Here is an 8,247-nt window from a genome sequence, read left to right as displayed (position 1 = left end):
GATCAGACATGTTTACCGCTCGTTTTTCGAGCCGTGGATCATGCCGCCAACCGGAAATCAATGGGTCCTGAGCCTAGTTCGATTGCTGCATCAAAAGCCTCGATAGAGGTTTCGCCCCGGGCTTCCGCAAGTCTAAGGTCCCAGTCAGCTATGAGCGCTCGTTTTGCAAGTGCCAGATGTGCTCTGGCTTCAGCAAGAACCCGGGTCTTCAGAGATCGGTTGATTTCCTTGCGCGGTTCGACAGTGGCATAGCGCTTTGGCACCCTCCAGCGAAGGTAGTAGACCTTTCCCCGGCGCTCGATGCCTTCAATGCATTTGTCCTCAATGGCTATCATTTTTTGCCCCACATTCTGCCACACACAGTGGCCCCTTTCGATTTTCAGCGGTTAGGAAGGAAAACCGCGATTTACTCAGGGAAACTGTGAAACTTTCGGAAAAATCAAAATCGACGTTTGATTCCGATCAGACCGTGTGGGGGCACCACCCCTCCAGCTACGGCATTGTTTTCATTAGATTTTGACCGGATCAAGGCGAGGCGTAGAACACATTAGAGAACATTTCGCGCAGCTGTGTCCTCGTGAAGGAAGGCATCTACTACTTCACCCGCCGTATCCCGGTGGATCTCCGACAGCACGGCGCGTCGGGCAAAACCTCCCACGCCCTGAGAACCAGATTCCGCCCGCCAATGAGGCAAACCTACGCGAACGCGGTGTTCGGCTGTTTCGAGAGAAGCGAGCAGATGACATCCGTGATACTGCGACATCCCAACGCCCATACTGACGCTCTCTGATCGGATCGCGGACTTCGGCTAGACCTACATCGGGTCAGTACCCTGGCATCGATCATGCCGGTTGCCTGCTTGGACAACAGCCTGTAAGAACATTCAAAGAACAAGCAGGCGGCATTGTCCTGAGTGCAAACGATGTGCGCACGACAGGGCCTCTGTCAAGAACGAGGGCGATTACCATGCTTACATCCCTGGAACTCTGCGCCGGCGCTGGCGGACAGGCTCTTGGGCTTGAGAAGGCTGGCTTTCACCACAGCGCCCTGGTCGAGATCGACAAGCATTGCTGCAACACCCTGCGCCACAATCGGCCCGAGTGGAATGTCCTGGAGGAGGATGTGCAGCTCTTCAAGGAGCGGGCGGCTGAATACCGGGGGATTGACCTGCTGGCCGGCGGGCTGCCCTGCCCGCCGTTTTCCGTGGCCGGCAAACAGCTTGGCGAAAAGGATGAGCGCAACCTCTTCAATGATGCGCTTGATATCGTTGATGCTGCTCGTCCCCGGGCCGTGATGATCGAAAACGTCCGTGGCTTCCTTGATGCCGTCTTCCATGATTATCGCGAGCGCCTCAAAGATCAGCTGGCAAAACTCGGCTATCGCACCGACTGGCGGCTGTTGAACGCATCGGACTTTGGCGTGCCGCAGCTTCGGCCCCGTGTGGTGATCATAGCCGTCGAACAGAAGCGTGCCGATCTCTTCGACTGGCCGGAGCCCAACCCCCACAATCCGCCAACCGTCGGTGAAACGCTGCGCGATCTCATGGCGGCGCGGGGCTGGCGCGGAGCGGATGACTGGGCCAGCAAGGCGGACGAAATCGCTCCGACCATCGTTGGCGGCTCGAAAAAACACGGTGGCCCGGACCTTGGACCGACCCGCGCGCGCCGCGCCTGGGCCACGCTGGGCGTGGAAGGCAGAACGATCGCGCCCGAAGCGCCGGACCCTTTCCACAATGGCATGCCGCGCCTGACCGTTCCAATGGTGGCGCGCATTCAAGGGTTTCCCGACGATTGGCACTTTACCGGGGCCAAGACGAACGCGTATCGCCAGGTCGGCAATGCCTTCCCGCCACCGGTTGCCGAGGCCGTGGCCAGAAACGTGAGCGCCGCCCTGCGCAAGCGCGTTCTGAAGCCGGTCAGCGCATAGGCGATTTGTCCAGCCCCGCGCCAGCAAGGGCCGCCCCGAGAAGACTGCCAAAGGCATTGCCTCCCCGGCCCTATTCCTTCTGCGCCCTGACGACTCGCCTTGGGGCGGTGGTGATGGTATCTGCCAGATATGCGGATGCTTCCTTCCAGAGTTCAACCGGGCCACCCTGACTACCCCTCCCTTGTTCCCATCCGCGACGGCATCATACGTGCCGCGGGCGGACTGGAGGTTTTGACCGCTGCATTCCCCCGAACCGTTCGCGAGGCGATTGACTTCGTTCTGGACCCGGTGCGGACGGGGCGCACGAAAATTGCCGATCTCGACAATGTTGAAAAAACATTTGTCGGGCTGAAAATCGAACATTTCGTGCGCGATCTTCTGGACGCTCCGAAAGGTCTGCGTGATCTGGTCATTGATGGGCAGGACGTGGACGTCAAGAACACCCTGGACAACTCCTGGATGATCCCCCCAGAGACATACCGCCGCGAAGATCCCTGCCTTGTCATCAACTCCAAGGAGCAGGACAGCCGGTGTTGGATGGGGGTCATGCTGGCCCGGGACAGCTATTTGAACGCGCCGAACCGCGATGGCAAACGGGGCGTCAGCGCCGCGGCAATTGCCGATGTCCTTTGGATTGTCGAGGGGGCAAAGTATCCAGAATCCGTCTGGCTGCCCTTTGACATGACCGCGTTCCGCGACCTGAGGGACAATATCCCATTTGGCACCAAAAGGATGGCCGAATTCTTGCGGCAGAACCTGGAACAACCGATCCATCGCTCTGTCGTGCAAGCCCTGCTTTATGACCAATATGACTATATGAAACGGGTTCGCGGCAATGGCGGCGCACGCGACCTGTTGCGAACCGAAGGGATTGCTGTGCTCTCCGGCGTCTACGACAATGCGATCCTGGAGCAGCTTGGCCGCAACCGGTTAAGCCGGGAAGAGGTGATTGCAATTGCGCCGCGAACCGACGTCGAACACGCCCGAATGATCGAACTCGGCCTGATTGACGGCTAGGCGCAGCCCCGCATCACAAACCCCCTCTTGAGCGGAGCTCCCTCTTCTTTTAAAACCACATTGCATTATGTTATTACATTACATATCAATCCTCGATTAGGATCGACCGGGTGCAGCCGCTTGGAAGCGGCAGGCAACCCGGCCGCGATTATTGAAAACGGAGGTATCAACCCGATGAAAGATGTCCCCAGCACTGATCCCCGCCTGCCTGTTACCGTTCTGTCCGGGTTTCTCGGCGCCGGGAAGACCACGCTGTTGAACCGCGTGTTGAACAATCGTGAGGGCCGCCGCGTGGCGGTGATCGTCAATGATATGTCCGAGGTCAACATCGACGCCGACCTGGTGCGTGAGGGCACCGAACTGTCGCGCTCGGAGGAAAAGCTGGTCGAAATGTCCAATGGCTGCATCTGCTGCACCCTGCGGGACGATCTGCTGAAAGAGGTCCGTCATCTGTCCGAGGAAGGGCGCTTCGACTACCTGCTGATCGAAAGCACCGGCATTTCCGAACCGCTGCCGGTGGCGGCGACCTTCGATTTTCGCGACGAATTGGGCCAGAGCCTGTCGGATGTGGCGCGGCTCGACACCATGGTGACGGTGGTCGATGCGGTGAACCTGCTGCAGGATTTCTCGAGCCACGATTTCCTGACCGATCGCGGCGAATCCTTGGGTGAAGGCGATGACCGCAGCCTGGTCAGCCTGCTGACCGAGCAGATCGAATTTGCCGATGTGGTGGTCCTGAACAAGGTGTCGGATGCCGGGCCCGCGCGCACCGACATGGCCCGCAAGATCATCCGCGCCTTGAACGGCGACGCCAGGATCATCGAAACCGATCAGTCGGATGTCCCGGCAGAGGCCATTCTCGATACCGGCCTGTTCGATTTCGACACCGCGCATCAGCATCCGATGTGGGCCAAGGAACTATATGGCTTTGCCAACCACACCCCCGAGGACGAGGAATACGGCATCACCTCTTTTGCCTATCACGCCCGCGCGCCCTTTCATCCGCAAAGGCTCTATGACGTGCTGAACGGCGACCTGCCCGGCGTGATCCGCGCCAAGGGACATTTCTGGATCGCCACCCGCCCGCAATGGGCCGCTGAATTCAGCCTGGCCGGGGCGCTGTCTTCGGTTCAACCCCTGGGGATGTGGTGGGCCTCGCTGCCGGAAGACCGCCTGCCCAGCCATCCGCAAGCCCAGGCCGAAATCGCGCGCAACTGGGTGGAACCCTGGGGCGACCGGCGCCAGGAGATCGTCTTCATCGGCGTTGATCTGGATCGCGCGGCAATCTGTGACCGCCTGAATGCCGCCCTGATCGATGCCGATCAATTCCACCCAGAAGATTGGGCCGGCCTGCCGGATCCTTTCCCGCGTTGGGGGAAAGGATAGTGCAGCCCGGCGGTCACCGCAGGATCCGGACGGCCCGCCCTGATGTGCAAATCTCGGCCTTTGATTGAAAACACCGCAGAAGATACAGGAGATTTGCGCAAGGTCCTCCAATTGATAAGGTAAGCTGCGCAAACCCCGCACCCCACACCAATTTCTCAGGACCTTGCCGCATATGCTGGACCCCACCGATACCCGCCTTCTGGCGGCCTTGCAGAAAGATGCACATCTCACGGCACAGGAACTGGGGGAGTTGTTGAATCTCTCCGCCAGCCAGGCCGGGCGCAGACGTCAGCGCCTGGAGGCCGAAGGCTATATTCAAGGCTATGCCGCACGGCTGGATCCCACAAAACTGGGGCTGGCGGTCCAGGGCTTCGTGCAGGTGCATCTGAGCAGTCACGGCCCCGAACAATCGGCCGGCTTTGCCCGGCTTGTCAGCACCCGCGCCGAGATCATCTCGGCCTGGACCATGACCGGGGAAGCGGATTATCTGCTGCGGGTCTACTGCCGCGACCTGCAGGCGCTCAACACGTTGATTCACGAGGTCCTGCTGCCTCATCCGGCCGTCGCCCGGGTGCAGAGCCAGATCGTAATGGCACAATTAAAGCGCGATGCACCGCTTCCGACTTAACCATACGGGAAGACTCTCAGGATATTCATACATGGCGCATGCCTAATTCTGGGGACACCTATGTCATTTGTCGACCGCCGTATTGAAACCCGCCCCTCCAGCGGAGAAGCACCGTTCAAACTGAACGAAGTGTTCTTTTCCCGCACGGACAAACGCGGGGTCATCCAGGCCGGAAACTATATCTTCAAACGGGTTGCTCATTATGAGTGGTCCGAACTGATCGGCGCCCCGCACAAGCTGATCCGCCACCCGGATATGCCGCGCGGGCTTTTCCACATGTTCTGGGAAACCATCCAATCCGGCAAAACCATCTGCGCCTACGTCAAGAACCAGGCCAAGGACGGGTTGTATTACTGGGTGTTTGCCGTGGTGGTCCCCTATGAGGGCGGCTATCTCTCCGCGCGCATCAAACCCTCCAGCCCGTTGCTTGGCGAGGCCCGCGAGGTCTACAAGACGATGCTCTTGGCGGAACAGCAGGAAGGCCTTGCCCCCGAGGAAAGCGCCGAAATCATGATGGAATGGGTCCGCAGCCAGGGCTTTGAAGACTATGATCAATTTGCCGCCCATGCGCTGTGCGAAGAGTTCAAGTCCCGCGACAAGGCGCTGGGAAACCATGCGGATGAAACACTTCTGTCCCTGGCCAAGATGCTGGAAAACGCCCAGACCCTGGTCGATCAGACCGAAGGTCTGGTCAAGGATTTCGACGCCATGCACACCATCCCGCATAACCTGCGGGTGATAGCATCGCGGATCGAACCCGCCGGCGGGCCGGTCACCGTCCTGTCGCAGAACTACGGCGCCATGTCACGCCAGATGTCGGATTGGTTCGCGGCCCATGTGATGGGCGAAAACAGCACCTTTGCGACGATCAAATCCACCGTCAACACCAGCCTGATGGTGCAATGCATCACCCGCATGCTGCTGGAATGCGACGACCAGCTCACCAAGGAACGGCGCGCCATCGAAGGGGTCGATATGGCGCATGAACGTGCGACATTGAAGCAGATCGTGACCGATCAGCTGGAGCGCAAACGCAAGGGTCAGGAAGACGTCAACCAGGAAGCCGACCGCATCATGCATGCCTGCCAGGTCATGCATCGTCAGTTCCTCGGCCTCAGCTCGACCCGGGTTCTGTGTAAGATCGAAAGCGCCCGCCTGCCCGAATCGGGGGAAACCCTGTCGGACATCATCGATCAGCTGGGGGTCTTCCAGCGCCGAATCTCCGAGCGGCTGGAGCAGATCGAAAAACTGTCTGGCGATATCCGCATCCACGACAGGTGATCCGGCACCGGATCGCAACCGATCACACGGGGAAGTTTACGACATGGGCGCTCTCTTCGGCGGGGGGCGCCCAAATCCGTTGCCAACCGCAGTTGCGCTTGCGATACCAGCCTCATGGAAACGTTTCTTTATCAGGCTTCGATCTACCTCGCTGCCGCTGTCATCGCGGTGCCGATCGCCGCACGGCTAGGCCTGGGATCCGTCCTTGGATACCTGGCCGCCGGCATTCTGATCGGCCCGGTTTTCGGGCTGGTCGGCTCAGAGACCCAGAACCTGCAGCATTTCGCCGAATTCGGCGTGGTGATGATGCTGTTCCTGATCGGGCTGGAGCTGGAACCGCGCGCGCTTTGGGCGATGCGTCACAAGCTGTTGGGCCTTGGCGGTTTGCAGATCCTGTTCAGCACCCTGGCGCTGATGGGCGCGGCCATGGCCGCCGGGGAACCCTGGCAGGTGAGCCTTGCCGTCGGCCTGGCGCTGTCGCTCTCCTCCACCGCGATCGTGCTGCAAACCCTGTCGGAAAAGGGCCTGATGCAGACCGGCGGCGGGCGGGCGTCCTTCTCGGTGCTGCTGACCCAGGATATCGCGGTGATCCCGATCCTGGCCTTCCTGCCGCTGCTGGCCACCGGCATCGGACCCCATATCGGCAGCGACGGATCGATCCAGCGCGGAGAAAGCGCAGGCCATGGCGCCGGCCATGCCTCGCTGTCGCTGGTCGAAGGCATGCCCGGCTGGGCGGTGACCCTGATCACCATCGGCGCGGTGGCCTTCATCATCCTGGCCGGCATCTACCTGACGCGGCCGCTGTTTCGCTTCATCCACGCCTCCAACCTGCGCGAAATGTATACGGCGCTGGCGCTCTTGATCGTGGTCGGGATCTCCTTCCTGATGACGCTGGTGGGTCTCTCGCCCGCGCTTGGGGCCTTTCTCGCGGGGGTGGTCCTGGCCAACTCGGAATTCCGGCACGAGATGGAAAGCGATCTGAATCCCTTCAAGGGGCTGTTGCTGGGTCTGTTCTTCATCACCGTCGGCGCCGGCATCAACTACCGTCTGTTCCTGGCAAGCCCCGGCGACCTGATCGGGCTGGCACTGCTTGTCATCGTCGCCAAGGGGCTGGTGCTGTTCTTCGTCGGACGCGCCTTCGGGCTGCGCAAGCGGGCACAGTGGCTGTTCACCCTGGGACTGGCGCAGGCGGGGGAGTTCGGCTTCGTGCTGCTGGCCTTCTCGACCCAGCTCAATGTGATCCCCCCGGCCCTGTCGGAGAAACTTCTGCTGATCATCGCCCTGTCGATGCTGATCACCCCGCTGCTGTTCATCATCTATGACCTGCTGTCAAAACGCCTGACCGAGGCGCGCGCCGATCACGAGCCGGACGAAATCGACGAAGAAGGTCCGGTGATCATCGCCGGGATCGGCCGGTTCGGCCAGATCGTGAACCGGCTGGTGCGGGCCAGCGGCTTCAAGACGGTGCTGCTGGACAATGACATGGAGGCGGTCCAGCTGATGCGCCGCTTTGGCGTCAAAAGCTTCCTGGGCGATCCCACCCGGCCCGAGCTGCTGAAGGCTGCCGGGATTGCCAAGGCCAAGATCCTTGTGGTTGCCCTCGATGACCCCGAGAACACGGTGAAACTGGTGCAATATGTGCGCCGCAACTACCCGGACATCCACATCATCGCCCGTGCCTATGACCGCCACCACGTCTTTGAACTGTATCAGGCGGGTGCCAATGACATCGTGCGCGAGATGTTCGACAGCTCCCTGCGCGCCGGGCGCTATGTGCTGGAGCGCATCGGGCTCAGCGAATATGAGGCGGCCCAGGCCGAACAGACCTTTTATGCCCATGACCGTCTGACCATCCGCGAGCTGGCCAAGCAATGGATCCCCGGCACCCCCGCCAGCGAGAACCCCGCCTATATCAAACGGGCGCGGGAGCTGGAGAAGGATCTGGAGACCGCCCTGCTGGAGCTGGCAGAGCAGAAGGAGAAGAAATCCTCCTGATCCGGGCGCGGCGC

At 60.6% G+C, this 8,247-nt stretch carries 8 protein-coding genes; 7 read left to right on the top strand and 1 reads right to left on the bottom strand.

The annotated features are described in order from the left end of the window. Positions 1 to 38: 38 nt before the first annotated feature. On the bottom strand, positions 39 to 359 hold the full coding sequence (locus PXK01_RS20220; RefSeq protein WP_274861519.1) for a DUF6538 domain-containing protein: 321 nt from the start codon (positions 357 to 359) through the stop codon (positions 39 to 41). 218 nt (positions 360 to 577) lie between these two features. On the opposite strand from PXK01_RS20220, the gene PXK01_RS22035 reads away from it, so the two are divergent. The 7 genes from PXK01_RS22035 to PXK01_RS20190 all read left to right on the top strand — a co-directional run bounded on the left by PXK01_RS22035 (position 578) and on the right by PXK01_RS20190 (position 8,233). Then, positions 578 to 790 carry a DUF6538 domain-containing protein gene (locus PXK01_RS22035; protein WP_446728372.1) on the top strand — a complete coding sequence of 71 codons (213 nt, stop codon included), beginning with the start codon at positions 578 to 580 and terminating at the stop codon, positions 788 to 790. A gap of 176 nt (positions 791 to 966) precedes the next feature. Continuing rightward, complete coding sequence (locus tag PXK01_RS20215; protein ID WP_274861517.1) at positions 967 to 1,926, top strand: DNA cytosine methyltransferase; 960 nt, start codon at positions 967 to 969, stop codon at positions 1,924 to 1,926. Positions 1,927 to 2,157: 231 nt separating this feature from the next. Further along, positions 2,158 to 2,943 carry a NaeI family type II restriction endonuclease gene (locus PXK01_RS20210; protein WP_274861515.1) on the top strand — a complete coding sequence of 262 codons (786 nt, stop codon included), beginning with the start codon at positions 2,158 to 2,160 and terminating at the stop codon, positions 2,941 to 2,943. Between the two features lie 174 nt (positions 2,944 to 3,117). After that, positions 3,118 to 4,329, top strand: coding sequence for a GTP-binding protein (locus tag PXK01_RS20205; RefSeq protein WP_274861514.1), 1,212 nt, complete (start codon positions 3,118 to 3,120; stop codon positions 4,327 to 4,329). Positions 4,330 to 4,501: 172 nt separating this feature from the next. Then, positions 4,502 to 4,957, top strand: a complete 456-nt coding sequence (locus tag PXK01_RS20200) for an Lrp/AsnC family transcriptional regulator (protein ID WP_274848374.1) — start codon at positions 4,502 to 4,504, stop codon at positions 4,955 to 4,957. A gap of 60 nt (positions 4,958 to 5,017) precedes the next feature. Then, positions 5,018 to 6,238, top strand: a complete 1,221-nt coding sequence (locus tag PXK01_RS20195) for a PAS domain-containing protein (protein ID WP_274848375.1) — start codon at positions 5,018 to 5,020, stop codon at positions 6,236 to 6,238. A gap of 114 nt (positions 6,239 to 6,352) precedes the next feature. Continuing rightward, the gene (locus PXK01_RS20190; RefSeq protein WP_274848376.1) at positions 6,353 to 8,233 is read left to right on the top strand and encodes a monovalent cation:proton antiporter-2 (CPA2) family protein; all 1,881 of its coding nucleotides are present in this window, start codon (positions 6,353 to 6,355) and stop codon (positions 8,231 to 8,233) included. Positions 8,234 to 8,247 lie beyond the last annotated feature (14 nt).

Source organism: Phaeobacter sp. PT47_59, assembly GCF_028890025.1.
GTDB lineage: Bacteria > Pseudomonadota > Alphaproteobacteria > Rhodobacterales > Rhodobacteraceae > Phycobacter.
This window is presented reverse-complemented; position numbering and strand designations above follow the sequence as displayed.

What these genes read in the sequence shown, in the direction of transcription:
- PXK01_RS20215 (WP_274861517.1), top strand. Translation starts at nt 967, where the DNA reads ATGCTTACATCCCTGGAACTCTGCGCCGGCGCTGGCGGACAGGCTCTT.
- PXK01_RS20205 (WP_274861514.1), top strand. Translation starts at nt 3,118, where the DNA reads ATGAAAGATGTCCCCAGCACTGATCCCCGCCTGCCTGTTACCGTTCTG.
- PXK01_RS20200 (WP_274848374.1), top strand. Translation starts at nt 4,502, where the DNA reads ATGCTGGACCCCACCGATACCCGCCTTCTGGCGGCCTTGCAGAAAGAT.
- PXK01_RS20195 (WP_274848375.1), top strand. Translation starts at nt 5,018, where the DNA reads ATGTCATTTGTCGACCGCCGTATTGAAACCCGCCCCTCCAGCGGAGAA.
- PXK01_RS20190 (WP_274848376.1), top strand. Translation starts at nt 6,353, where the DNA reads ATGGAAACGTTTCTTTATCAGGCTTCGATCTACCTCGCTGCCGCTGTC.